Origin of the sequence: Iodobacter violaceini (genome assembly GCF_011601265.1) — a bacterium.
GTDB classification, from domain to species: Bacteria; Pseudomonadota; Gammaproteobacteria; order Burkholderiales; family Chitinibacteraceae; genus Iodobacter; species Iodobacter violaceini.
The window spans coordinates 203,997-228,874 of sequence record NZ_JAAOLX010000007.1; the positions used below are offsets into that span (position 1 = coordinate 203,997).

25 protein-coding genes are annotated in these 24,878 nt (G+C 50.4%); 8 read left to right on the top strand and 17 right to left on the bottom strand.

Going from position 1 to position 24,878, the window contains the following annotated elements; all coding sequences use genetic code 11:
• Positions 1-126: 126 nt before the first annotated feature.
• The 16 genes from HA050_RS14670 to HA050_RS14745 all read right to left on the bottom strand — a co-directional run bounded on the left by HA050_RS14670 (position 127) and on the right by HA050_RS14745 (position 12,792).
• Entirely contained in the window at positions 127-840 is a 714-nt protein-coding gene (locus HA050_RS14670) for a hypothetical protein (protein ID WP_166827630.1), read from the bottom strand.
• 219 nt (positions 841-1,059) lie between these two features.
• Positions 1,060-1,338, bottom strand: coding sequence for a hypothetical protein (locus tag HA050_RS14675; protein ID WP_205836447.1), 279 nt, complete (start codon positions 1,336-1,338; stop codon positions 1,060-1,062).
• Between the two features lie 256 nt (positions 1,339-1,594).
• Positions 1,595-3,214 carry an ArnT family glycosyltransferase gene (locus HA050_RS14680; RefSeq protein WP_166827633.1) on the bottom strand — a complete coding sequence of 540 codons (1,620 nt, stop codon included), beginning with the start codon at positions 3,212-3,214 and terminating at the stop codon, positions 1,595-1,597.
• Positions 3,211-3,819 carry a flavin prenyltransferase UbiX gene (locus tag HA050_RS14685; RefSeq protein WP_166827636.1) on the bottom strand — a complete coding sequence of 203 codons (609 nt, stop codon included), beginning with the start codon at positions 3,817-3,819 and terminating at the stop codon, positions 3,211-3,213. Before HA050_RS14685 ends, HA050_RS14680 begins: the two co-directional genes overlap by 4 nt.
• A gap of 530 nt (positions 3,820-4,349) precedes the next feature.
• Positions 4,350-4,874 (bottom strand): Gx transporter family protein, encoded by a 525-nt coding sequence (locus HA050_RS14690; RefSeq protein WP_166827639.1) that lies wholly within the window; start codon positions 4,872-4,874, stop codon positions 4,350-4,352.
• The gene (locus tag HA050_RS14695; protein WP_166827642.1) at positions 4,849-5,208 is read right to left on the bottom strand and encodes a NusG domain II-containing protein; all 360 of its coding nucleotides are present in this window, start codon (positions 5,206-5,208) and stop codon (positions 4,849-4,851) included. Before HA050_RS14695 ends, HA050_RS14690 begins: the two co-directional genes overlap by 26 nt.
• 67 nt (positions 5,209-5,275) lie before the next feature.
• Complete coding sequence (gene rapZ / locus HA050_RS14700; RefSeq protein ID WP_166827645.1) at positions 5,276-6,124, bottom strand: RNase adapter RapZ; 849 nt, start codon at positions 6,122-6,124, stop codon at positions 5,276-5,278.
• Entirely contained in the window at positions 6,121-7,065 is a 945-nt protein-coding gene (gene hprK / locus HA050_RS14705; protein WP_099399307.1) for an HPr(Ser) kinase/phosphatase, read from the bottom strand. The genes rapZ and hprK overlap by 4 nt, the downstream gene beginning before the upstream one ends.
• The gene (locus HA050_RS14710; RefSeq protein WP_099399308.1) at positions 7,046-7,519 is read right to left on the bottom strand and encodes a PTS sugar transporter subunit IIA; all 474 of its coding nucleotides are present in this window, start codon (positions 7,517-7,519) and stop codon (positions 7,046-7,048) included. Before HA050_RS14710 ends, hprK begins: the two co-directional genes overlap by 20 nt.
• 105 nt (positions 7,520-7,624) lie before the next feature.
• Positions 7,625-7,951: a ribosome hibernation-promoting factor, HPF/YfiA family gene (hpf, locus tag HA050_RS14715; protein ID WP_099399309.1), complete on the bottom strand. Its 327-nt coding sequence runs from the start codon at positions 7,949-7,951 to the stop codon at positions 7,625-7,627.
• A gap of 24 nt (positions 7,952-7,975) precedes the next feature.
• Positions 7,976-9,349, bottom strand: a complete 1,374-nt coding sequence (locus HA050_RS14720; RefSeq protein ID WP_166827648.1) for an RNA polymerase factor sigma-54 — start codon at positions 9,347-9,349, stop codon at positions 7,976-7,978.
• Positions 9,350-10,075, bottom strand: coding sequence for an LPS export ABC transporter ATP-binding protein (gene lptB / locus HA050_RS14725; RefSeq protein ID WP_099399311.1), 726 nt, complete (start codon positions 10,073-10,075; stop codon positions 9,350-9,352). It lies immediately after the preceding gene.
• Entirely contained in the window at positions 10,072-10,575 is a 504-nt protein-coding gene (gene lptA / locus HA050_RS14730) for a lipopolysaccharide transport periplasmic protein LptA (RefSeq protein WP_166827650.1), read from the bottom strand. The genes lptB and lptA overlap by 4 nt, the downstream gene beginning before the upstream one ends.
• Positions 10,553-11,125, bottom strand: coding sequence for an LPS export ABC transporter periplasmic protein LptC (gene lptC, locus HA050_RS14735; protein ID WP_166827653.1), 573 nt, complete (start codon positions 11,123-11,125; stop codon positions 10,553-10,555). The genes lptA and lptC overlap by 23 nt, the downstream gene beginning before the upstream one ends.
• Positions 11,126-11,130: 5 nt before the next feature.
• Positions 11,131-11,646 (bottom strand): KdsC family phosphatase, encoded by a 516-nt coding sequence (locus HA050_RS14740; protein WP_166827655.1) that lies wholly within the window; start codon positions 11,644-11,646, stop codon positions 11,131-11,133.
• Between the two features lie 174 nt (positions 11,647-11,820).
• Positions 11,821-12,792, bottom strand: coding sequence for a KpsF/GutQ family sugar-phosphate isomerase (locus tag HA050_RS14745; protein ID WP_166827658.1), 972 nt, complete (start codon positions 12,790-12,792; stop codon positions 11,821-11,823).
• Positions 12,793-13,154: 362 nt separating this feature from the next.
• On the opposite strand from HA050_RS14745, the gene HA050_RS14750 reads away from it, so the two are divergent.
• Together HA050_RS14750 and HA050_RS14755 are read left to right on the top strand one after the other, a co-directional pair.
• Positions 13,155-15,125 carry a monovalent cation:proton antiporter family protein gene (locus tag HA050_RS14750; protein WP_166827661.1) on the top strand — a complete coding sequence of 657 codons (1,971 nt, stop codon included), beginning with the start codon at positions 13,155-13,157 and terminating at the stop codon, positions 15,123-15,125.
• A gap of 176 nt (positions 15,126-15,301) precedes the next feature.
• On the top strand, positions 15,302-16,486 hold the full coding sequence (locus HA050_RS14755) for a M23 family metallopeptidase (RefSeq protein WP_166827664.1): 1,185 nt from the start codon (positions 15,302-15,304) through the stop codon (positions 16,484-16,486).
• A gap of 49 nt (positions 16,487-16,535) precedes the next feature.
• On the opposite strand, the gene HA050_RS14760 is transcribed toward HA050_RS14755, so the two are convergent.
• Positions 16,536-17,687, bottom strand: a complete 1,152-nt coding sequence (locus HA050_RS14760) for a Do family serine endopeptidase (RefSeq protein ID WP_099399324.1) — start codon at positions 17,685-17,687, stop codon at positions 16,536-16,538.
• A 22-nt stretch (positions 17,688-17,709) separates the two neighbouring features.
• Here HA050_RS14760 and HA050_RS14765 point away from each other — a divergent pair, with 22 nt between their 5' ends.
• The 6 genes from HA050_RS14765 to HA050_RS14790 all read left to right on the top strand — a co-directional run bounded on the left by HA050_RS14765 (position 17,710) and on the right by HA050_RS14790 (position 24,852).
• Positions 17,710-18,462, top strand: coding sequence for a Nif3-like dinuclear metal center hexameric protein (locus tag HA050_RS14765; protein ID WP_166827667.1), 753 nt, complete (start codon positions 17,710-17,712; stop codon positions 18,460-18,462).
• Complete coding sequence (locus HA050_RS14770) at positions 18,462-18,929, top strand: hypothetical protein (RefSeq protein ID WP_166827670.1); 468 nt, start codon at positions 18,462-18,464, stop codon at positions 18,927-18,929. Before HA050_RS14765 ends, HA050_RS14770 begins: the two co-directional genes overlap by 1 nt.
• Before the next feature lie 110 nt (positions 18,930-19,039).
• A complete protein-coding gene (petA, locus tag HA050_RS14775) occupies positions 19,040-19,624 on the top strand; it encodes a ubiquinol-cytochrome c reductase iron-sulfur subunit (protein ID WP_115228716.1) in 585 nt (194 codons plus the stop codon).
• A gap of 10 nt (positions 19,625-19,634) precedes the next feature.
• Positions 19,635-20,909 carry a cytochrome b gene (locus HA050_RS14780; RefSeq protein WP_166827673.1) on the top strand — a complete coding sequence of 425 codons (1,275 nt, stop codon included), beginning with the start codon at positions 19,635-19,637 and terminating at the stop codon, positions 20,907-20,909.
• 12 nt (positions 20,910-20,921) lie between these two features.
• On the top strand, positions 20,922-21,677 hold the full coding sequence (locus tag HA050_RS14785) for a cytochrome c1 (RefSeq protein ID WP_099399322.1): 756 nt from the start codon (positions 20,922-20,924) through the stop codon (positions 21,675-21,677).
• Between the two features lie 328 nt (positions 21,678-22,005).
• The gene (locus HA050_RS14790) at positions 22,006-24,852 is read left to right on the top strand and encodes an EAL domain-containing protein (protein ID WP_166827675.1); all 2,847 of its coding nucleotides are present in this window, start codon (positions 22,006-22,008) and stop codon (positions 24,850-24,852) included.
• Positions 24,853-24,878 lie beyond the last annotated feature (26 nt).

Sequence of the window (24,878 nt, forward strand, 5' to 3'; positions counted from 1 at the left end):
TTGTTGGGCTGATATAACTCTTGAACGCACCGCGCGAAATCGCAAAAAACACCACGGAAGACTCCTAACGTGGAGCTAACCAACAAGTAACGGTCAGAACAACCTTAAATCCTACTCTGACCCCAGTTATTCAAAGGTAGCATTTGGATTATTTGGATCCGCCCCTGGAAAATCAGGTGGCACATTCATTTCAATAATTTGTTCACCAGCAGCAGTCCTTGACGCTATCAATATTCCAGCCTCAGTTTTGATTACTCGTAACTGTTGCATCAATCCCAGAGAGCGGGTTTGGATGAATATGTTTATGTTAAGTCGTTGTCGCTCTGAGAGATCAAAGTGATAAGCCCCCATGACGATTTTGCTTGGATACAAACTTGCGCGTGAGAAGCGGTAACGAGTCCATAACTTTCCTTTATCTGGATCAATGGGTTCATCAAGATCAATGACTTCAGCATGAACATCAAAGACTGGATAGGTTGACTTATTTATCAGTCCCAACTCAAGCGCATTGTTGCCGGTCAGCATCGGAATGAAGTATGCAACGCTGTTTGCACCAGTGGTGTAGCCGAAGAAGTCCTGGGTGTGCTTCTCTAGTCTAGAAACCAATGTCTCAACTCGACCTTCGATGCTAATTAGGTTTCGTTCGACCTGAGCTTGCTTCTGAACACGAAAGAATTGCCCAGTTGCCCAACTAACGAGGAAGAATGTAGGAGCGAATACATTCAAGATAGTCTTGAATTCCCAAGGCGCACTGGATGTTTGGACGTTGTAAATTGTCCAGACGATAGCGATGGCAGCTGGAAACCAGAATTCCTTCAGCAAGCGGATCACAATATTCATGTGGGACCTAACGTCAAAATTAAACAGCTAGCCCTGTAGGGCGGGTTAGCCGCAGGCGTAACCAGCTTTACGGCTTAGCACGTAGGTTGGGCAAGCTTTACCTGCCCAACGAGTTGCGGTGCGTCATTAGATTGTTGGGCAGAAAAAACGTTTGCCCAACCTACCGTGCTGCCCCCGGTTATAAATTGGGGATTCTCAAGCGCCAAAATGTGAACGAATTTATTTTTCTTCTTCGCGCCACAATGTTTTTTTGCATTTAGTACACATCAGCTTTCTGCGGAAATCAGAAATTCGAATTAAACCAGTATCGAGTTGCTCTGTGTGGCCGCATTTTGAGCATGAAATCTTTTCGCCATGTTTTGCAGTTGGATTTTTAGCTAAGTATTCATCCAGCGTCGGAAGACGCTCCCAATCTTTTTGGGCAGACGGCATGTACATTGTGTAATAAAAGATCGCAGCAAATAAAAGCAGTGGCGCAATGATGTAGATGATGGTCATTATTTTATATTTCCATACATAGAGTTAAGGAAATCCTGAAAAGCGAGTTAGCCGCCGGGGTAACCCGCTTTACAAGCCGGGTGATAAAAGTAAGTTAGCTCAGCGGGATTAATAAAACTAAGCGGCTGGGCATCGCAAGAATAATACAATGCTTAAAATGCCGGCCCCTATTCAAACGAAGCTTGCACAATATTCGCACAACCCAAAACCAAGCCACCAAAACAGAATAATATCAGCAAATAGTAAGCATTATTTATTATTTCTTACGCCAAACACTAAACTCCTCGTCCTTATCAGTCGCTCTGGTGGTCTTTTTCAGCAGCGTATATTCCCCAATATTCACAGGCATAGCGCTGCCCTGGATAAGTAGCTGCGGGCATTCTTTGCCACGGCCTATTTCAAAGCGCTCTACCCGCATGCCGGTGTAGTAGTGGAAGTTGCCTCTTTCGTGCTCGCCTAGCCCAAAGCTAGCCAGGCACTGGGTTTTATCCAGTTGGCTGGCTAAATCCAGCATCATGGGTTTATAGCTTTTGCTGTAATTTAAGCCGGGCAGCAGCAGGCTGAAGACGAGACCATAGCTCATCACCAGCACCGCCAGCCAGCGCACTGCGCCCTGGTGTTTGCTCCATGCTGGCGCGCGCCAGGCCAGGTTCCACACGATGATGGTGAGTGCCAGCGCAAACAGCACAGCCAGCCAGTTTGGCTTTTCTGCAAAGCCTGGTAAGAAATGCAGCAGGCGCGCTTGCAAGGGCAGGCCGAAGTAGAGCGCGGCCCAAGCCCACCATAGCAATAGCGCACTGACGGCCACTAAGCACAGGGCGACAAGACCAAGGCGGCGCTCGAAGGCAGCGGGCACGCAGGAGGCTTGTGCGCCCATCCATACGGCAAAGGCCACCACGGCGGGCACGGCGTAAAGCTCCATCGAGGTTTTAGCCAGCGACAAAATGGTGTAAGTCAGAATACACAGCAGCGCTGCCGGGGCGGCGTTTTTAAATGCATCAAGGCGCTGCCGGAAAAGCAACACCGGCAAGTAGAGGATCAGCGGAAAAGCGTGCCAGGGCAGGATTTTCAGGTAAAAGCCACGCTCGTATTCCGGGCCAAGATTATTCTCGCCTAAGAAACGCCCAAGATTATTCACCCAAAACCAGGTATGAAATAACTCCGGCGAGGCCAGCCATAAGCGCCAGGGCCAGATTAGCCACCAAGGCAAAGCAGCCAGCAGAGCGATACTCAGCGTGAGTAAATAGGCTTTGTGACGGAAAGTGCGATCAAAAACCGGCAGCAGCAGAGCAGCCAAACCCAGGCAACCCGGGCCTAACAGGCCCTTGGTTAAGAAAGCCATGCCCCAAGCCGTACCCATCAAAATACCACTGAAGAGTGGCCGCTGCGGGAAGACAGAAAAGGCATAAAGGGCTAAGGCAAAGCTGGCAAATAAGGCGCTATCGGTGAGGATATGATGGCCGTTACCGACCAGGCCCAGCGTGCCTGCCAGCAAAATGGCGGTAAGCCATGCAGCTTGCGTGGGGTGATTACTGCGGCTGCGGGCAGCAAACTGCCCTGCTGCCATTGCAGCAAAGATCAAAGTCAGTGCGATATAAAATGCGGCAGCCAACCTTGCCGCCGCGTGCACGGGCAGAAAGGGGAGCAAATACTTGGCAAAGGCTGCGGCCGTCCAAAAAAACAGCGGCGGTTTTTCCATAAACGGCTCGCCAGACAGCAGCGGCACCAGCCAGTTATCCCGCAAGGTGTATTCATAAACCAAGCCCAGAATATAGCTTTCATCCGGCTTCCAGGGGTCGTGCGGGGCGAACGAGGGCCAGAACCACAGTGCCAGCAAAACAAAACAAGCCCACTTCCAGTCTATCTTTACATTCATCCCTTATCCCCCCAGCGCTGCATCAGCTGATGCGGAATCTGGAACTGATCTAAAATCCTTGCCACCACAAAATCAACTAAATCGGCAATGGTTTTAGGGTGGTGATAAAAGCCCGGATTAGGCGGCAGAATCACCACGCCCAGCCTGGCCAGCTTGAGCATATTCTCCAGATGCAGCACCGAAAAAGGTGCTTCACGTGGAACAACCACCAGTTTTTTGCCTTCTTTAATCATCACATCCGCAGCGCGCTCTAATAAATTATCCGAAGCACCCACCGCAATGGCCGATAAAGCGCCCATGGTGCAGGGGCAAACAATCATGCCGTCGCCGGGGTTAGAGCCCGATGCCATCGGGGCAAACCATTCCTGCTGGCCAAAAACCTGCAACTGCGCTTCGTCAGTAACGCCATAGCGCTGGCGAAAAAGCACTGCCAGATCGGCCGCGCGTGAAGGCCAGGTTTCATCCAGCTCTTGCTTAGCCACAATTTGCGCCGCCTGGGTATAGAGCACATGCACAGTACAACCCGCCGCCAGCAGGCATTCCAGCGTGCGCAAGCCATAAGGCAGGCCGGATGCGCCGGTAAAAGCCAATGTTATTGTTTTCATTTGAAGCCTATTAAAACGATGTAACACCTAAAGGTCTGTTGATACAGACTCAGAGTCAAAAACAGAAAGTGAAGAGAATTTAATCAATGGATACTTATAACACTTGAGTATTGCTGTAGGACGGGAGTAACCCGCCGTTTTCCGAATATTACAGACATAAATCTGGCGGATTTCACACCATATGTGCCAACCGCTTTTTTTTCATCAGCAAACAACGAAAAAAAATTATATCCACGCTCTTGGCACAGGGCTTTTACCCTCCCCTGAAAACACGCCGAGCGAGGAACAAGCGGGGTGGAGAAGTCGTCAATTCGTGTTTGAGCGAAGCGAGTTGACACAACGCCACTGTCCGCAGCGAGGAGATGTCGTGTTTTAGGGGCGGCCTTCTTTCGCTTCCTTTCTTGGCCGCGCAAGAAAGGAAGGTCCAGCGGGACGCCCGCACCTAAACCAACGTGCCGAAGGCACTTAAAAGATCTCTTACTTTACCTAGAGCGTAAGAGATTTAACCGCCCTAATTTCTATGAACATCTTCACTCATCCGCCAGCAACTTCGCTGCAATCACCCCATTTACCACACCAAATACCAGTGCCGCAGCTGCAAACAAGGGCACTAAATGGATGATGCCATTGTGTGGAATCAGCCACAGCCTGGCTAATAACAGCTGCCCGGCCATATGGGCAAAGGCGGCGGCAAGGGAATGCGAAACTGGCCCGAACCAGCGCCGGGGTAAATTATTTGCTGCCGCTAGGGCCAGCAGGCTGCATAAGCCACCCATCAGGCTCATGGCAAAGCCAGGGGATAAAAAACCGCCCAGCACAATACCACTGCCAAGGATTCTAAGCATGGAAATCCATGCGGCGTCTGTCCAGCCAAAGCGCCAGAGTGCAATCAGGGTAATGATATTAGCCAGCCCCGGCTTGATGCCCGGTATGGGCGAGGGAATGCCAGCCTCCAGCACCGACAGCGCAATCGCCAGCGCGGCATAGCGGGCAATACGCACATCGTCGGGGCTTGGCTTGATGCGGATTTCAGTAACTGAGGCTGTCGATTTCATAAGGGCGCGAGCCTAAAAGCTCGATGCTGATCCGGTTAGGCAGGCAAATCGCCATCTGGCCAGCCTGATCCAGCCAGCCCATGCGCACACAATACTGGCGCGGGCTGGGATCACTGCTAATCCGCACCCGGCCCGATTTCACTTCTACTGAAGTCAGCCCCAGGGGGCCTGCCACCTGCAAGGTGCGCTCTGCGTTCAGATCCAGCTCGGCAAAAACTTTGCCTGCCTGATAGATACGTACCCGCGTGGCACTATCCTGCCGCCAGCTCCAAAAGCCCAGATACACCACAAAAGCCAGCGCCACGATGGCAAACGGCCAGTCACCTGGCCGCATTACTTGATTATCCCTTCTCCCCCTGCCGTCTGAGGGGCGTGAGGGAACACCTGCGGTGCTTTTGGTTTCAGGCATGCTGCTCACGGTGTCTGAGCAAGACCTGCCTGTGTGCTGCAAAGTGTTTGGCTAATTGCTCTGCCAGATACACCGAGCGATGCTGGCCGCCGGTGCAGCCAATCGCTACCGTGATATAGCTGCGGTTATCAGCGTCAAATTCTGGCAACCATGATTCCATAAAGGTTTTGATCTGGGCGAGAAAACGCTCTACCACGGCTTGCCGCTCAAGGAAATCCATCACCGGCTGATCTTTACCTGTCAGCGGGCGCAAAGCTTTATCGTAATAGGGGTTAGGCAGGCATCGGGCATCAAATACAAAATCCGCATCCATAGGCAGGCCGTGCTTAAAGCCAAACGATTCAAAAATCACAGTAAGCCTGGAGCGATCCAGCGCTACAAACTGCCTGATCCAGCTGCGCAGCTGATTAGCCGATAAATCACTGGTATCAATGCGATGGGCAACGGCAGAGAAATCCGCCAGCATTTCACGCTCTAAAGCAATGGCCTCGCTTACCGTTAATGAATCACCAGAAAGCGGGTGGCTGCGCCTTGTTTCTGAAAAGCGCTTTACCAGCGTTTCGTTATTCGCTTCCAGAAACAGCATTTGCACTTCCAGCCCAAGCTCCATCAGGGCTTCCAGATGATTGGGGAAGCTGGCAAAGTTATGGGCGCTGCGTACATCCACTGAAATAGCGACATTGGGATAGCCATCTTCATCCAGCAAAGCCACCGTTTGCGGCAGCAAGGGTGCTGGCAGATTATCGATGCAAAAATAACCCAAGTCTTCCAAAGCTTTCAGCGCAACGCTTTTTCCGGCTCCTGATAAACCAGACAACAAAATAAGCTGCTGGTTACTCATTCGCCCATCTCCATAAACTTTTGGTGTCTTTCAATAAACTCACGCGTGGAATCTATACCGCGTAATTGCAAAATATAATTTCTAACCGCAGCTTCAACCAAAACCGCTAAATTTCGACCGGCTGCCACAGGAATCACCAGCTTGCGAATCGGCACGCCCAGAATATCCTGCGTGGCGGCCTGCATTTGCAATCTGTCCATCGGGGCAACTTTCTCGCCGCCTGCTTTAGCCAGATGCATAATCAGCTTCAGCGTTTTACGCGGCCTGACGGCGGTTTCACCGAAAATAGTACGGATATTCAGCACGCCAATCCCACGCACTTCCAGAAAATCTCGCAGCATGGGCGGGCAACGCCCTTCCAGCGTTTCGGGGTTGGTGCGATAAACCTCAACCACATCATCAGCCACAAGGCCATGACCGCGTGAAATCAGCTCCAGCGCCAGCTCGCTTTTACCCATAGAGGATTCGCCGGTCAGCAATACACCGACTTCCAGCACATCCAGAAACACCCCGTGCAGATGCGTGGAAACCGCCAGAGCCTTCGAGAGGTAATAGCGCAGTACATCCATCAGATAGGGGGATTGCTCAGGAGAGGTGAGCAGCGGTACATGAAAACGCTCGGAGGCTTCGCGCAGGCAATCGCCCACAATCTGCCCGTTGGCCACAATCACCGCCGCCATTTCATTTGAAAACAGGCGGGCAAGAGATTCTCTTTGGGCTTCAACGCTAAGCTGCAACAGATAAACCGTTTCTGCCACCCCAAGCACCTGAATGCGGTTGGGGTGAATAAAATTCAGGTGGCCAACCAGAGATAAAGTCGGTTTTTGCTCCGACGCATCATTAGATAACAGATTATTCGCACCCGATTGCCCTGCTACCCATGTGAGCCGCAGTTTTTCGGCGTTATCAATAAAAAGTTGTCTAACTGAAATCTGTGGCATAAGGCTCCCAAGTGCTGATTAACTTCCAGATCTGGCCTGGCTCTGTTGCTGCCAGCAAGCTCTCCCGCAGGACTTTATCCGAGAATAACTGAGCAAGTTCTGACAAAATTTGCAGATGTAAATCAGTAGCGTGGGCCGGCACAAGCAATACAAACACTAAAGAAACAGGCTTGCCATCAGGCGCATCATAAGGAATAGCTTCATTCAGGCGCACAAAAGCACCTGTCGCTTCTTTTAATCCTTTAATCCGGCCATGCGGAATGGCAACACCCTGGCCCAAGCCTGTGGAGCCTAGTTTCTCACGGGCAAAAAGGCTGTCAAAAATAACGCTGCGGGCAATACCGTGGCTATTTTCAAACAAAATACCGACTTGTTCGAAAATACGTTTTTTGCTGCCAACTTCCATATCAAGGAAGACATTTCCACTAGGCAGTATTTGGGCGATCAAGCTCATTGTAGACAGACCAAAACAAGGACGACACCTATTGTAGCGCCGTCGTTTAAAAACAAAAACGGGAACCTGAGTATTCCGGTTCCCGCTAAGATGAGAAATGTCGCTTTATTCAGCGGCAGGCTGGTGCTGTTTAATGGACTCGTTACGGTGATCCATCGATTTTTCTTTGTGTTTTACAACCTGTCGGTCCAGCTTATCAGCCAGTAAATCAATGGCTGCATACATATTCTCATCCGCTGCTTCTACATGGATATCGCGGCCGCGAACATGAACGGTGGCTTCAACCTGATGTTGCAGTTTCTCCACGGAGAGGATGACATTAACGTCAATCACATTATCAAAGTGCCGGATGACCCTTTCCATTTTGCTGTTTACATACTCGCGGATAGATGGGGTCACTTCAAGATGATGGCCACTGATATTCAAATTCATAGGGTTACTCCTTCCGTTGGGGCCTTACAAACTTTTGCGCTGACTTACTGGGTAAATCTGCAACGCCTCACGGTATTTGGCAACTGTACGACGCGCTACCACAATACCCTGAGCGGATAATGCTTCTGCCAATACGCTATCACTTAAAGGTTTTTTCTTATCTTCTTGCTGCACCATCTGCCTGATCAATGCTTTGATCGCTGTAGCAGAACACTCTCCTCCGGCATCCGTATCCACATGGCTGCCAAAGAAAAACTTAAATTCATACAGGCCACGCGGTGTGAGCATATATTTTTGCGTGGTGACCCTGGAAATAGTCGACTCATGCAAATCCAGCTCTTCGGCGATGTCCCTGAGCACCAGGGGGCGCATCGCTACTTCACCGTGTTCAAAAAACGCCCGCTGCCGCTCTACAATTGCTGTTGCTACCCGCAAAATAGTATCAAACCGCTGCTGCACACTTTTTACCAGCCAGCGCGCTTCTTGTAACTCGCGTGCTAAATGCCCGCCATCGCCTTTTTGTAAGATATCTGCATAAAGGCGGTTCACCCGTAATTTTGGCATCGAAGCATCGTGTAATCTGACACGCCAGATGCCTCTAACTTTTTGCACAATCACATCAGGGCTTACATATCTGGGTGATGCTGCAGACCATTGCGCACTCGGTCTGGGGTTTAAACTTACAATCAATTCTTGCGCAGCTTTTAACTCAGCATCCTCGCATTTAAAGGCTCGTTTAAGCTTAGTGTAGTCCCGTCCGGCTAATAAATCGAGCGAATTCTGGGCAATTTTTAACGCTAATTCTCTTGCGGCACTTGCAGGTTTCTGGCGTAGTTGTAAGCACAAACAATCTGCAGTATCCCTTGCCCCCACTCCTAACGGCTCTAAGTGCTGTAAGCGAATCAAAGCAATCTTTAAGTCATCAAGTTCGAGTTCATAATCCTGGATAAGTTCCTCTGGCAGCTGCGAAAAGACATCTTCTAAGGATTGAGCAAGAAAGCCTTCATCATCCAGTGCCTCAATCAGCATCATTAACAAGGATTTATCCCGGTGCGACAAGGGCAATAAGCCGGCTTGCTGCAAAAGATGCTCCCGCAAATCTAAATCACGGGCAATATTGCTGGCAGGGTCGAAATCTTCATCGTCATCCGATCCGCCATGGCCCGTGCCTTCCCAGCGCAAACCATCGTCTTCACCCATTTCCCACTGAGGCTCGGGCTGCTCTGCCTCGCCTGCGGCAGCTTCCTCGCCCCGCTCCAGCAGCGGATTTTCACTTAAATACTGTTCAAGCTCTTGCTGAAACTCAAGGGTAGAAAGTTGCAGCAGCTTAATGGCCTGCTGCAACTGAGGAGTAAGATTAAGTTGCTGGGATAACCGCAGCTGCAGGGTTTGTTTCATTTACATACGGAAATGTTCACCGAGATACACCCGACGCACACTTTCATTTTCAACAATATCTTTCGGAGCACCTGACGCCATTACCGCACCTTCGGAAATGATGTAAGCGCGATCGCAAATACCAAGGGTTTCCCGCACATTGTGGTCAGTGATCAAAACACCGATTCCTCTTTGCTTTAAAAAACCAATAATACGTTGAATATCCATCACGGCAATCGGGTCTACCCCTGCAAATGGCTCATCAAGCAAGATAAACCGCGGGTTAGCAGCCAAAGCTCTGGCAATTTCTACCCGGCGCCGCTCGCCCCCTGATAAACCCATTGCACCTGCATCGCGCAAATGTGCGATATGTAAATCATGCAAAAGCTCATCTAAGCGGGCGTTCATTTCTTCGCGGTTTTTACAATGCAGTTCAAGCACCGCAGTGATATTTTGCGCCACTGTCATTTTACGAAAGATAGACGCTTCCTGAGGCAAATACCCCAAACCACGCCGCGCCCGCTGATGAATGGGTAAATGGCCAATATCCTCACCATCCAGCGTAATTCGCCCGCCATTCATGGCCACGAGGCCAACAAGCATATAGAAACTGGTGGTTTTGCCTGCGCCGTTTGGGCCCAGCAAACCCACTACTTCACCACTGGATATCTCCATAGTGACATCACGCACTACGGTTCTTTTACCGTAACGTTTTTCCAGCTGTTCAGCACGTAAAGAGCTGGTCATGGGGCTGGTGCCTTTTTCGGTGTAATCACGATATTCACGCGCCCATTGCCTTCAGGCTTACTTTGCGCCTGATAGGCTTCATTGTTCAGATCATAGGTAATCAGATCACTATAAATTTGATCTTCACCACGTTTGACCCATGCTTTGTCCATAAGTTTAAGAATGCCAGTATGACCATCGTAATCAAAGCGTTGCGCTTCGGCATCTACCCAGTCATTACCGCCATCCATTTTCTGCCGGAAACGCACTGGTGCGCCGTTGCCTGCAACAAACTGGTTGCCCGCCTCATCCTGCCGCACAGTCAGCTTATCTGCACGGATACTGAGCGTGCCCTGAGTCAGCACCACATTTTTGGTGCAAACACTGGCCTGTGTTTTTTGATTCATTACACAATTTGCAGCTTCAATATTGATCTTTTTTTCGCGGTCTGCTTTTTCTGCATATGCAGAGCCTGCCAGCAACATGAGTAAAACAACTTTAACGGGTACGAATCGGCTCATAGCTCATCCTGACTTTAGATTTAAGTTCCAGCGTTTCAGCCTTAGAATCAGCAATAAAACCAACTGACTCAATAACATACGTGCCCATTTTTGCAATTGCAGGCGCTTCAGAGCTTGCGAGACCAGCCTGTGGCAAGACATGCATATCGCGCCCATTAATGGTGAGCTCTGCCTGTGTGCCGCTTGCCGCTCTGACCATGGTTACTACACCGGGGAACCACACATCGCTCCCCTGATTCACTGATTTAGCCCGCTCACCATGTACATCCAGGCGGGGCTGATCCGGCGCGGTATAGCGCAGCTGCGGTTTTTCCAGCCACGTAATATCACCTGCAGGTAAATGCGAAACATGAGCCGCCGTTAATAAAGACAAAGGCTGCCCGTTTTCTCCGAAACGCACAGCCGTAGCCTTATCAACCAGCATATCAGGCTGATCTGAATTAATTGCCACAGTTGAGCCGGGCAGACTTGCCGCTCTGTCCAGCAGCCAGGTCAGGCTGCCCAACAAAACAACAAGGGCCAAAGGCAGCAGGCGGGTTGTACCGGGCACTGCCATCAGGCGAGGTAAGGCGCCATGGCGGCATCAAGCGTGCCCTGAGCCTGCATCAGATACTCACACACTTCCCTGACCGCTCCACGCCCGCCCGGGCTGCCCGTAATGTAATGCGCGTGCTTGCGTACCAGCTCCGGGGAATCAGGCACGGCTACGGCAAAGGCTACCCGACGCATCACGGGGATATCAATGACATCGTCGCCCATATAACCACAGGCGTCTTTGCTCACACCCGCGGCCAGCAGCAACTCTTCGTAGCTGGCACGCTTATCGTGCGCCCCCTGATAGAGGTAATCAACGCCCAGATCTTTAGCCCGCTTTTCAACTAATTTTGAAGTACGGCCAGTAATAATGGCCAGTTTTACCCCGCTTGCGCGCAGCATTTTCAGCCCATGGCCATCTAATGAATTAAACGCCTTCAGCTCTTCACCGGCATCGGTGTAGTACAAACTGCCATCGGTCATTACGCCATCAACGTCAAAAATCATTAAACGCACTGCTTTGGCCATATCGGTCATTATTCTGTCTCTCAATATTTTTACTCGTAAGGTATTGCAAACAGTCACGGCAAAAAGCAGAAACGCGCATTTCATAAAGAGTAAATGAGGGCTTCCAGGGCTTTTTTCTATGTGCAATTAGCACAATGCCAGCCGCAACCAAAATATGCAGTCAGTTTGCAACAGCCTTCCATTTTAAACTACACGGGCACGCAGCAGGTCATGCATATTAATGGCACCAATCAGGCGGCCCGCCTCCAGCACCAGTAAGCCGTTGACCCGGCGGGCATCCATTTGCTGCACAGCTTCAGCGGCCAGCTTGCTTGCCTCTATCGTGGCAGGCTTAAGCGTCATCACCACAGAAACACTGGTATCTCTCACATCAACACCCAGATCAAGCGCGCGGCGCAAATCTCCATCGGTGAAAATGCCTGCCAATTTACCTTCAGCATCCACCACGGCGGTCATGCCCATGCCTTTTTTGCTGATTTCCAGCAGTGCATCACGCAGTAAAACATCCTGCTGCACCACGGGCAACTCATCACCGGTATGCATTAAATCACGGACCAGAACCAATAAGCGCCTGCCTAAACTGCCCCCCGGGTGCGAAAGCGCAAAATCTTCGGCCTGAAAACCACGCGCTTCCAGCAAAGCCACCGCCAGCGCATCACCCAGAGCAAGGGCTGCTGTTGTGCTGGCTGTAGGCGCCAGATTCAAGGGGCAGGCCTCCTGCGATACACCCGAATCAAGATGAACAGTCGCTTGCTTACTTAGAGTAGATTCAGCATTCCCTGTCATGGCAATCAAAGGAATAGCCAAGCGTTTCAGACTGGGTAATAAAGCAATTACTTCATCACTTTCACCCGAGTTCGACAACGCCAGCACCACATCACTGCGGGTAATCATACCCAAATCACCATGAGCGGCTTCGGAAGGATGGACAAAAAAAGCAGGTGTGCCGGTACTTGCCATGGTGGCAGCAATTTTTTTGGCAATATGCCCCGATTTGCCAATGCCAATCACGATGACCCGCCCATGGCAGGAAAGAATCAGCTCGCACGCTTTAACAAACTGATCATTAATTCGCCCGGCCAGTGCGAAAACAGCTTCAGCCTCAACCCGCAGTACGCTGCGCGCGCACCCGAGGATAAATTCAGCATTTTTCATATGCGCGAAAGTATAAGAGAAGCAGCCCCTCTCCCGCCACCTGCGTCTGCTGGCAATATGCCAATCAGGATCAATAAATACGGTGGTTTATACGTTTAAGGACAATTTTCAATAGAACTTCATAATAAAATCAGGCTAAGATCTGCAATGAGAAAACTATAAGTCACCTGCCATACTAAGAATTAATCTGTGGCAACAACACTACTCAGCTGATTTGCACTATTGCCCATACCCGCCGCTTTGGCTGGCTAAGATGTGGAAAACCACCAGTACGGGATTCCCCCTTCAGCACACGAAAACAAACAGGCTGCCCGGATGTAATCCCCAGCATTTTGTCTGCAAGCGATAAACTTACTCTGCCTATGTCCATCCATCTGTCCTCTTTATTGCTCCTGCTTGCTGCTGCCGTTTTAACGGTTGTACTGTGCCGTCGCCTGAAGCTTCCCGCCATGCTGGGCTATCTGCTGGTGGGCTTACTGATTGGCCCGCACGCACTGGGCTTTATTGCCAGCAGTAATGAGGCAACACACCTTGCAGAGTTTGGTGTGGTGTTTCTGATGTTTACACTGGGGCTGGAATTCAACCTGGCGCGCCTGAATGCAATGCGCCGCATTGTATTTGGCCTGGGGCTGATGCAAGTCAGTGCCATGCTGCTCACCGTGATGGGGATTTGCTTTTTTGCAGGCATGGATTGGAAAGTGGGGCTGGCCCTGGGGGGCGTGCTCTCTATGTCATCCACCGCCATGGCATCCAAACTGCTGGCCGACCGTAACGAGCTGCACTCTCCGCACGGGCAAAACGCGATCGGCATTTTGCTGTTTCAAGACTTAGCCGTTGTGCCCTTTCTGGTCATGATTCCGGTGCTTAGCCTGCCCGGCAGCGAGCTGCTGATGGCGCTTGGGCTGGCGGCGGTAAAGATTCTGGTCGTCTTATTGGTTTTGCTCTACTTCGGGCAAAAGCTGATGCGTCCCTGGTTTAATATTGTGGCCAGACAGCACTCCAGCGAGCTGTTTATGCTTAACCTGCTCCTTGTTACGCTGGGCATTGCCTGGATCACTGAGCTGGCCGGTTTGTCTCTTGCCCTCGGGGCATTTCTGGCAGGCATGCTGATTGCCGAAACAGATTTTCGCTATCAGGTTGAGGACGACGTACGCCCTTTCCGGGACTTGCTGCTCGGGCTGTTTTTTGTCACGGTAGGGATGAATTTAGATTACACGGTACTGCTTGCCCAATGGTGGCGGGTGCTGCTGGTGCTGTCTCTGCTGGGGCCGGGAAAAATCTTAATGATTGCCGCGCTCTCCCGCTTGTTTGGCAGCACACCCGGTGCAGCATGGCGCACGGGCTTTACGATAGGCCAGGGCGGCGAATTTGCTTTTGTTATGCTGGCTTTAGCCTCGAAAAGCGCCCTGTTGTCTGAAGATATTTTACAAACCACCATTGCCGGCATTGTTTTATCCATGCTGATTACGCCATTTTTAATTCAGCACTCGGATAAATTAGTGCTGCGTCTTGCGCGTTCAGAATGGATGAACTTAGCGGCCAATCTGCACCAGATTGCCGTACGCAGCATGCAGCAGCACGGCCATGTTATTTTGTGCGGCTATGGCCGCAGCGGCCAGTCTTTAGCCCGGGTTTTAAGCCAGGAAAACATTGGTTTTTTTGCGCTGGATTTAGACCCGGACATGGTGCGTGAAGCCTCTGCCGCCGGAGATTCCGTGGTTTATGGCGATGCAGCCAAGCGGGAAGTACTAATTGCTGCAGGCTTAATGCGGGCCAGCGCCATTGTGGTCACCTACGCCGAAACCCATTCGGCCATGCAAATTTTAGAAATCGTGCACTCAATCCGTCCGGAGCTGCCCGTTGTTATCCGTACCCAGGACGACAGCGATATCGATCAGCTCAAAAATGCCGGGGCCACCGAAGTAGTCGCCGAGATCATGGAGGGCAGCCTGATGCTGGCCTCGCACACCCTGATGCTGCTTGGCGTCCCTTTAAACAAAGTGGTCCACCGCGTACGCGAAGTACGGGAAGCACGCTACCAGCTGCTGCGAGGTTTTTATCGTGGCGTAAGCGAAGACGCTGACGACAGCGAACGCCCGCAGCCGCGCTTACACACCATCTACCTTGCCAATGATGCTGCGGCCGTGGGCCAGCATCTGGGCGAGCTGAAACTCGAAAACCTGAATATTGAAGTTCGCAGCGTACGCCGCCGCAATATGCCCCCCACACAGCCCGATGCCAGTTTTGAATTACACGCCGGGGATATTCTGGTGATTTTAGGAGAAAGCGATAATCTGGCCGCGGCCGAAATGCGTTTGCTGCAGGGTAATTAAATAATCATAAATGCTTAATATACAGCAGGTTACACCACAAAAAAATTTGACTTACACAAAAAGAAAGCTGACCATGGGCGCCCGCACTTCTGCTTTACAAAAGCAGAAATGCAAAGCCTGGTGGCGGACTAAAACACCATTTAGGCCGCTGCTGCATCCTTTCCAAGGAGGTCTGTATGCGTCGTCATCGCCTTACCCTGCTTGCCTTTCTCTCTGCCACTCTATTCAGCCAGGCCCCGGCGGCTGAAATCCCCCCAGAGCTGCAAAAAGCGGCCAGCAACGCCATGCTGCTACAGCTGCAGCCCCCTACCCAGCAGGGTGTTCTGATCGAAATCCAGAAATCACTCGCTGATCCGCGCTGGATACTTGGCAGCGCCACCCTGATCCTGCCCTCGCACCTGGATGAAGTTCCTGAAACCCGCTTCTTTATGGCGCAATTCACCGCGAATAACTGGCAGGTGGCCATTGAAGGCAGCGCAGAATATGCACAGCTTCTGGAGCAAGCGCCAGGCGCTCTTTTTGCCCCCAATGAAAGAAAAATTTTGCTGCAAGCCCACAGTGTTAATCAGCGGCTAAAACGCAATGCACCGCTGGCAGAAATACAAACAGGCCTTGGCCTGCCATGGGCAGAAGGCAGTGCATGGCGGCTGACAGGCGGGCCACACGGCGACGATCAAACCAGCCGGCCTTTCAATTCCCTGGATTTTGCAGGGGGCAACGGCCGGGTACTCGCACCCCGCGACGGGCTGATTTATCAAAGCTGCCTGCGTAATGGCAGCGGGCTGATTACCCTTGTCCACGACAACGGCTTCAGCAGCAGCTATTACCATATGGAAAACCTGACTAATCTGAGCAATGGGGCAGCAGTCAGCAAAGGCACTTATCTGGGGAAAATTGGCATGGGCCTGCCTTGCGGCGGTTCAACAACAGGGCCTCATGTCCACTTTGCCCTTAAACAAGGCAGCAATAAAACACCGGCCGATGGCAAAGTCATAGGTGGCTGGTTGTTCCGCGAAGGCAGCGCCCCCTATCAGGGCTACGCATCGCGTAATGGAAATCGCGTCAATGTTGGTGGCGAGCTGTATAACTTTGGCGGTGGTAACTCGCTGCCTTCTGGTGTGATTACGCCAAAAAGCGGTGACAGCTACGTTAATTTGCGCCAATCCCCCTCTCTAAGCGCCGCCATCACAGGAAGTTTGCAAAAAGGAGAAACGGCCTCAATTATTTGCAGCGCTCAGGGCGACTGGGTAGATGGCGTATGGGGACGCACCCGGCTCTGGAACCGCCTGACGGCAGGCAGCTGGATCAGCGATGGTTTTATTGATACCGGCAGCAATCAGGCCGTTGCACCTCCTTGCTGACAGCATAAAAAAATCCACGCCACGGCGTGGATTTTTTTCCCTGCAAAGCCTATCGACGATTATTAAACTTAGGCCTTTTGCCTAATTTCACAGGCAAGACGACAGGCTTGCCACGGCGGAATACTTCCATTTCTACCTCTTCATCAGGTTTGAATGCTGCAATCAGATTCAGCATTCCCGAGGCATTACGAACTTCTGAGCCGCCAATTTTAAGTAAAACATCGCCAGGCTTCAGGCCCGCTCTGTCGGCAGGCCCGCCACGCACTACGCCTGCAATCAGTGCACCTTTTGCTTCATCAAGGCGAAAAGATGCCGCCAGCTCTGGCGTAACTTCCTGCATCTCTACCCCCAGCCAGCCGCGTGTGACGCTGCCGTCTTTAATCAGCGCATCCATAATTTGCCGGATGGTTGATGCAGGGATAGCAAAACCAATCCCCAGGGAGCCCCCTGTTCTGGAATAAATTGCGGTATTAATCCCCACTAAATTGCCCTTGGTATCGATCAAAGCGCCGCCAGAATTACCAGGATTAATCGGTGCATCGGTCTGAATAAAGTTTTCAAAAGTATTGATACCCAGCTCGGAGCGCCCTAAAGCAGAAATAATCCCCATCGTCACGGTTTGCCCCACGCCAAAAGGGTTGCCAATGGCCAGCACAACGTCACCGATTTCTGCCTTGCTTGCATCTGCAAAAGTAATGGCAGGTAAACGATCCAGCTCAATTTTAATCACCGCCAGATCAGTATCAGGATCAGCACCAATTAATTTGGCCGTTGCCGTGCGGCCATCCGATAAAGCCACTTCAATTTCATCGGCCGACTCCACCACATGATTATTGGTGATGATATAGCCCTGCTCAGACACAATTACCCCTGATCCCAGGCTTGAAGCACGCTGCTCCTCCCCTCCCAGGCGATCGCCTAAAAAGCGCCGGAACCGCGGATCATTAAGCAAAGGCGGCAGCGGGGTCTTTACTTCCTTAGCAGTGTAGATATTTACCACCGAAGGCATCGCTCGCTTTGCGGCAGGGCTGTATGACGCCACAGCAGGCGCAGAAGCCACTTCTGTATGGCTTTGCTGCACAGTAACCACAGGCGCGGGCGCAGGGGGCTGAAGCAAATCAGGGCGAAGTAAGGACAATAGAAACCAGACAGCAAGACCTGCTGTTGTAGTTTGTGCGAAAATTAACCAAAGTTTTTTCATGTTTTCCAAGGCGCTGTTGAATATGCCCATAGCACGACAAGATCTAGAAAATTATATCGGACAACTGCTGCTCACAGACACCTGGCGTGACTACTGCCCAAATGGGCTGCAAATTGAAGGCCGTCCGGACATACAGCGTATCGTCACCGGAGTGACTGCCTCCCAGGCATTAATTGATGCAGCAATTGATTTAAATGCGGATGCCCTGCTCGTTCATCACGGCTTCTTCTGGAAAGGTGAAAACGCCTGCATAACCCGCACCAAGAAGGCCCGCATCGCCAAATTGCTGGCGAACGACGTTAATTTATTCGCCTATCATCTTCCTCTTGATGCGCATCCCACACTGGGAAATAACGCCCGGCTGGGAGAAAAATTAGGCCTTACAGGCACCCATCGTTTTGGTGATCAGAAACTGGGCTGGCTGGGCGAGCTGGAAAAACCACTCACATTGGCAGAATTTACACTCCAAATTGATGCGCAATTACAACGCTCCCCGCTGGTGATTGGCCCGGCTGAGCAATTAATCAAACGTGTTGCCTGGTGCACCGGCGGAGCTCAAAGCTTTTTTCACGAAGCGGCACAATTAGAGATTGATTGCTTTATAACGGGTGAAGCCTCTGAATTTGTCACCCATCTGGCCAGAGAAAGCGGAGTGAGCTATATCGCCGCAGGCCATCACGCCACAGAGCGCTATGGCATCGAAGCATTAGGCAAGCACCTGGCCAGCCAATACGGGCTGGAACATATTCATCTTGACCAAGCGAACCCCGTCTAATGAAACGTTTTTTACTCTCTCTGGCCACCCTGGCCCTGCTTTCCGCCTGTGCCAGCGCCCCTCAGAGTACGGGCGCCAATCAGGCCAAACCCCCTGTCACTATTCAGCAAAACCCAGTAAATACACCAGAAACAACAGACAGCCAGACCAGCATCCTGATTAAAGACAGGCCGGCACGCGCGATCTTTGACGATATTGTGGTCTATCGTAAACAAAAAGGCATGCAGCTCAAACGCAGAACGGCCCAGCGTTTAGAATTCAGCATGCAAATTCCTAATGTCACCCAGGCAACCGAGGCCAGAATGAGCTACATCCTTGCCCCGCTCGACGGAGGCTGGCAGCTTTCAGCCAGAGTCTGGCAAATTACTGCACCCGGAACGACACGCGAAAGTGTCAGTGAAATTACATCGGCTGTCGCCGATAAAATACATGAAGAATTACAGACTTACGCCCGTTCTAAGCCCTAAGCGGGGGCACGGGCAAGAAAGATTATCGAAGACATGCGCGCAAAGCTTTAAGTTCCCCTGTCGTTTCAGGTAGAATTTGGTGGTTTTAGCCGTCAATCAGGGATTGGGTTATGAGTGACCAGCAAGTAGATAACAGCAAACGGCGATTCCTGCTGATCGCCACGGGCGTTGCCGGTGCGGTAGCAGGGGCGGGTGTAGCTACGCCTTTTATCGCCAGTTTTTTTCCTTCAGAGCGGGCCAAGGCTGCGGGTGCCCCCGTAGAATTGGACATCAGTAAGCTTGAACTGGGCCAACAAGTGACCACCGAATGGCGGGGTAAGCCGGTTTGGGTTGTGAAACGCACACCCGAAATGCTGGCTAACTTACCAAAGCTCGACGGCAAACTGACAGACCCAACATCGGCTGCCAGTGAGCAACCAGAATACTGCAACAATGCAAACCGTTCGATTAAACCCGAAATCTGGGTTGCACTTGGCGTCTGTACACACTTGGGCTGTTCGCCAACCTTCCGCCCTGATCTGGCTCCGGCCGATTTAGGCCCGGAATGGCTGGGTGGCTTCTATTGCCCATGTCATGGCTCCAAATTCGACCTCGCTGGCCGCGTCTATTCTGGCGTTCCGGCACCGAAAAACCTCGTCATTCCACCGCACAAATATATTACAGAAGCGCGGTTGTTGATTGGCGACGATAAATAGAGGCTGACCCATGAGCAAAGCACAAGAGATGGGCCAGCAGGCCCTCAACTGGGTGGATGAGCGTTTTCCGCTGACCTCCACCTGGAAAGCACACATTTCCGAATACTACGCACCAAAAAACTTTAACTTCTGGTACTTCTTCGGCTCACTGGCGATGCTGGTACTGGTGATTCAGATTGTCACCGGTATTTTCCTCACCATGAACTACAAGCCGGATGGTTCTTTGATTCCGGGTACTAATATTTCGGTGGCATTTGCCTCGGTTGAATACATCATGCGTGATGTGGCAGGCGGCTGGCTGATTCGCTATATGCACTCCACTGGCGCATCGATGTTCTTCGTCGTGGTGTACCTGCATATGTTCCGGGGCCTGATTTATGGTTCTTACCAGAAGCCACGTGAGCTGATCTGGGTATTCGGCATGATGATTTACCTCTGTCTGATGGCCGAAGCCTTCCTGGGTTACCTCTTGCCTTGGGGCCAGATGTCATTCTGGGGTGCACAGGTTATTGTTAACTTGTTCAGCTCTATCCCTGTAATTGGCCCGGATTTATCTGTGCTGATTCGTGGCGACTTTGTGGTATCTGACGCTACGCTGAACCGCTTCTTTGCACTGCACGTGATTGCACTGCCGCTGGTATTACTGGCGCTGGTTGTAGCTCACTTGGTAGCCTTGCACGAAGTAGGTTCAAACAACCCGGATGGCGTAGAAATTAAGAAAAAGAAAGACCCGAAAACTGGCATTCCACTCGACGGTATTCCTTTCCACCCTTACTACACCGTGAAAGATATTTTTGGTGTTTCAGTATTCCTGGCCGTATTCAGCGCAATTATCTTCTTTGCGCCGGAAATGGGCGGTTACTTCCTTGAGCACCCGAACTTTGATCCGGCGGATGCACTGAAAACCCCTGCGCATATTGCACCGGTATGGTACTTCACTCCGTTTTACGCCATCTTGCGTGCTGTACCTTCTTTTGCTGGTACCCAAGTTTGGGGCGTTATCGCGATGGGTGTCGCCACCATGATTATTGCAGCGCTGCCTTGGCTGGATAAATCCCCAGTGAAATCGATCCGCTACCGTGGTCCGATTTACAAAACCATGCTGACTCTGTTTGTGATTGCCTTTATCGGCCTTGGTATCCTTGGCGCATTGCCTTCGACCAATGTCCGTACTGTGATCGCACAGATTCTTTCCGTGGTTTATTTTGCCTTCTTCTTTGGTATGCCTATCTATACCAAGATGGACAAAACCAAGCCGGTTCCTGACCGCGTAACGATGCACTAAGGGGAGGACAACATGAAAAAAATACTCAATACACTGCTGTTCGCCCTTTTGGCCAGCGTTAGCTTTGGCAGCCAGGCCAATACCGAAGTGCATCTGGATAAAGCGCCGATTAATCTGCGCGATACCGAAAGCCTGCAGCGTGGTGCGCAAACCTTCGCGAACTACTGCTTGTCCTGCCACGGTGCGGTAGCCATGCGCTACAACCGCCTGCAAGACATCGGCCTGACCGAAGACCAGATCAAAGCCAATCTGATGTTCCCTACTGAAAAAGTAGGTGATTTGATGAAGGTGTCGATGCAAGCCAAAGACGCCAAAGTTTGGTTTGGTGCAACACCACCTGATTTGTCGGTTATTTCACGCTCACGCGGTGCGGATTACCTCTATACCTATCTGCGCAGCTTTTACCGTGATGACACCCGCCCTACCGGCTGGAACAACCTGACTTTTGATAAAGTCGGTATGCCCAACGTATTGTGGGATTTACAAGGTCAGCAGGAATTAGAAGTTAAAAAAGAAGGTGAGCACGAACACAAAGCGCTCAAGCTTGTTAAACCAGGCAGCCTGACCAAAACTGCAGAAAATGGCGCATTCGATCAAGCCGAATTCGACCACCGCGTTGCTGATCTGGTGAACTATATGGTTTATATGGGTGAGCCGGCTCAGGTTAAACGCGAGCAAATTGGTTATGGCGTATTGCTGTTCCTATTATTCTTTTTAATTCCTATCAGCTATATGCTGAAAAAAGAATACTGGCGCGATGTTCACTAAACGCATTTAGTATTAAAGAAAAAGCGATAAGGTTTCCTTATCGCTTTTTTTATGCCCGCAATCTGCAGCAGTAAACCTCCCATTTCCAAATTTCCCCATTCCTGCCCCCCCCTCAAAGGTTTGCTGTTTAAATCAAAAACACACAATGCCTTACAAAACTCCCTCTAAAACAAATGGATGAGCGGTAGTCAAAATGCATTAAAAGCATAAAAACCTAACTAAAGTATTATTAGATTTCTTTTAATAAGCTTTTATAAAAATTACACAATTTTTATATGAAATAGAAAAACACGTAAGATAATAAAGATCACCCATTTGGGGGCTTACAGTGGCAAATATAGCTACCATCTTAAATATTTGTAGCGATCCGGTGCAATTGCGGCAAAGTTCGCAGTTGCTAAACCTTGGTGGCTACAAAGTACTTACAGCTGATAGCAAGGAAATGGCCTTACAGCTTTGTCATCATGCTATTGATGCCATAATGATCAGCGGGCTCTCCAGCACAAAAACCCCTCTGTGCTGCACGTTTCAAAGCAAACTCAATACCCAGAATATCCCCCTGCTGCTGCTGCACCAAAAGCATCCGCCCTGCCAGCTCTGCATGGCCCGCAGCCGGACTGCAGCGCTCAGCTGGCCATGTGATCTGGCCAGCCTGATGGATGCACTTGGACAGCTCATTAATCAGCAAACACCGGCAGCGGAACACACAAGCCTCCCAAGACAAGCTGCTTTTTTTGACCACAGCAACGATTTAATTTGCACACTTAACAACAAAGGACAGCTGGATTACCTGAATCAGGCAGGCTGTAAACTGCTGGGGCTCAAACCCAACGAAGCCTCTGGCAAAATGCTCAGCGACTTTATGCCTGCGGATGCACAAGCTGCTTTCGCAGAATCCACTCTCCCCCAAACCCTAAAAAAAGGTATCAGCAGCCAGGAAGGCAGCATTAACGATACTTTTGGCAATCAGTATCCCCTCTGGCAAACCCTGATCAATCAGCCTGAATATTCCCCCTTCAGCATCATGCTGTTTGCGCGGGATATCTCACATCAAAAGCACACAGAACACGAATTGCAGCAGCAAAAACTCTTTTATGCCGCACTGGAAGCACTCAGCCTGGCGATCATGATTAGCGACTCAAAAGATAAAAATCACCCTGTCGTTTACGTAAACAAGGCATTTTCAGCGATTACAGGCTACAGCGCCAAAGATTTGCTGGGGCAAAACGGCCGGATTTTACTGCGTAATAAACTGGATCAGCCCGAATTAGAAATCCTCAGGCGCACTCTGCGTAACCGGGCCTGCGGGCACTTTGTTCTGGAATGCTTTCGCAAAGATGGCGCACGCTATGCCAATGAAGTATTTGTTTCGCCACTGCTGGATCAGCAAGGTGAAGCCACCCATTACATCAGCATCTTTCATGACGTCAGTGAGCGCCAGAGGCAAGAGCTGCAACTTGCACAGCTGGCCACCCATGACCCGCTCACAGGGCTTGCTAACCGCGCCCTGCTCAACGACAGGCTGGCACGTGCAATTACCCACAGCCAGCGCTACAACAGCATTGCAGCCATTTTGCTGATTGATTTAGACCGCTTTAAAAAGGTAAACGACAGCCTTGGCCATGCCATTGGCGATATCTTGCTGAAGCTGGTTGCCAGCAGGCTGGAATCCATGATGAGGGCAGGCGACACCATCGCACGTATGGGAGGCGATGAATTTGCCATCGTCAGCGAGCTGGTCAATCAGGAAGATGCCGCTACCGTCGCCAGAAAAGTACAGCAAATGCTCTCCACGCCATTTCATATTGGTAAAACAGAGCTGTTTATTACCCCCAGCATAGGAATCAGCTTTGCCCCTATGGATGGAGCCAATGCAGATTCGCTCTTGCGCCGTGCCGATGTTGCCCTGTATCAGGTAAAAGAAAATGGCCGCAATCATTTCAGGTTTTTTTCACCGGAAATGAATCAAAGGGCCAGCCACATTCTGGAAATGGAATCGGCACTGAGAAATGCACTGCACAATAATGAATTCCAGCTTTATTATCAGCCACAAATTGATCTTTATTCGGGTGAATTAATTGGAGCAGAAGCATTAATACGCTGGCAACACCCCGAAATGGGACAAATTCAGCCCAGCCAGTTTATCCCATTTGCAGAAGAATCCGGCATTATCATTCCTATTGGGGAATGGGTACTGAACGAAGCCTGCATTCAGGCTAAAAAATGGCAAACGCAACTCTCTATTCCTGTTGCCGTCAATCTTTCTGCCCTGCAATTCCGCCAGGAGAATATTGTAGAAATCATAACTAAAGCGCTAAAAAACGCAAACCTTGAAGGAAGATGGCTGGAATTAGAATTAACCGAATCTGTGGTCGTACAGAATCTGGATGCCGCAATTATTTATTTAAAACAGCTGAAACAGCTTGGCATTTCGCTGGCAATGGATGATTTTGGCACAGGCTACTCAAGCCTTGGTTATTTAAAACAATTCCCGTTTAATACCTTAAAAATTGACAGGTCATTTATTCAGAATGTCACAACAGAACCTAATGATGCCTTAATTGCCATCGCAATTATCAGCATGGCCCACAGCCTGAGGCTGAATGTTGTAGCAGAAGGAGTAGAGACGGAAAGCCAGCTTAATTTTCTGCACAGACAAAACTGCGATCTGATTCAGGGATACTATTATTCCAAACCACTGCCTGCAGATGAATTTGATGCATTTATTGCCAATGTAAAAAAACAGCCTTTTAAGAATAAAATAAGAGAACAAAATTCACGCACATTACTTATTGTTGATGATGAGCCGGATATTCTGAATGCACTCAAGCGGCTGTTTCGCCGCAGTGGTTATCAAATCTTTACCAGCACATCGGCACTTGATGCACTTGAATTACTGGCCTTAAATTCAATTCACGTCATTATTTCTGATCAGCGCATGCCCCAGATGCATGGCTCAGAATTTCTGCGCCGTGTCCGTGAGCTTTACCCGGATACAGTAAGAATTATGCTTACCGGCTATACAGAGCTTAATGCTTTAACGAATGCCATCAATTCTGCAGGAATATATAAATTCATCACCAAACCATGGGAAGACGAAGATCTCTTAGAAGAAGTCCGTCATGCCTTTGCATATTATGAACAAACAATTAAACACAAACAGGGATCATTTTAAAAAATGGAAAATACAATAAAACTTAA